We start from the raw sequence: 995 nt of genomic DNA, 5'->3' as shown, positions 1-995 counted from the left end.
TACTAGTCGTTCCTTTGGCCAGACAGGTTCAGGATCCCTTTCTCATCAAAAGATTTCTCGTGATCTAATGACACCCGATGAGGTCGGAAATATGAAACGGCATGAATGCTTGGTTCGAATTGCCAATATGCCTGTCTTTAAAAGCAAAAAATACAATTCAACCAAGCATCCAAACTGGAGGTACCTAGCCAATCAAGAAAGCGATGAACGGTGGTGGAACTATCAAATCAATCCTTTGAATCAAAATCAAGAAAATCATCTTGAAGGCCTTAGAATTCGTGATTTAACTTTTGAATCTAGTTTAAAATAAAAATAGAAAAGAGGAAATACATGTTTACGCATTTTAAAGGTTTTGTTTATGGAGTAGACGCAAGTGCTATGTTTGCACAAGCTATGTCTTTGTTACAGAAGGGATTGATTGCCGTTGGTGCCTTTCTCGTTGTTGTGGGGATTGTCAATCTTGCAACCAACATTAAAGATGGAGGACCAGGTGTTCGGAATGCCATTCTTGAAATTGTCGGTGGAGTTATGGTCGGGGCTGCTGGAGCCTTTGTAACCCAGATTTCAATTTAGGAGGATAAACAATGACATGAATCTTAGTTTAGTCTCACCCTTTGTTTACCTTGCATCTGAAAAAATATCAGCTGAAAATTTATTTGAAGGATTTAATGTAGATTTACAATCTACGGTAGATCTGATTAAATCACTATCTAACTACAATCCAACCGTTTGGACTTATATGTCTAGTATTACTAAAAGTGTCATGCAGCCCCTTGGAGTTGCGATTTTATCGGTTGTTCTCATCCTAGAATTTTCGAAGATGGCTAAGAAAATTGCTAACTCTGGTGGAGCGATGACCTTTGAAGCCTTAGCGCCAATGCTGATTAGTTATATTATGGTCGCAGTTGTAATTACCAACACTACCGTCATTGTAGAAGCCATCATCGGGATTGCGAGTCATGCCATTGAACAAGTGGCCTCGATTGTGGCTCACG

General features: G+C 39.4%; 2 protein-coding genes and 1 pseudogene. All 3 read left to right on the top strand.

Going from position 1 to position 995, the window contains the following annotated elements; translation table 11 throughout:
• Window positions 1–310, top strand: a 310-nt coding sequence (locus CBI42_RS10880; protein WP_179211402.1) for a type IV secretory system conjugative DNA transfer family protein, incomplete at its 5' end; no start/stop codon positions are given.
• Window positions 311–330: 20 nt separating this feature from the next.
• On the top strand, window positions 331–573 hold the full coding sequence (locus CBI42_RS10875; protein ID WP_000494028.1) for a hypothetical protein: 243 nt from the start codon (window positions 331–333) through the stop codon (window positions 571–573).
• Window positions 574–589: 16 nt separating this feature from the next.
• Window positions 590–995, top strand: a pseudogene (locus tag CBI42_RS10870) (conjugal transfer protein TrbL); the annotation flags it as partial.

The sequence above is a fragment of the Streptococcus sp. KR genome, assembly GCF_002238115.1.
Taxonomy (GTDB): Bacteria; Bacillota; Bacilli; order Lactobacillales; family Streptococcaceae; genus Streptococcus.
Note: the sequence above shows the minus strand (reverse complement) of the source record. Positions and strands in the feature narration are given on the sequence as shown.

Coding starts and splice junctions, on each gene's coding strand:
- CBI42_RS10875 (WP_000494028.1), top strand. CDS start 331: ATGTTTACGCATTTTAAAGGTTTTGTTTATGGAGTAGACGCAAGTGCT.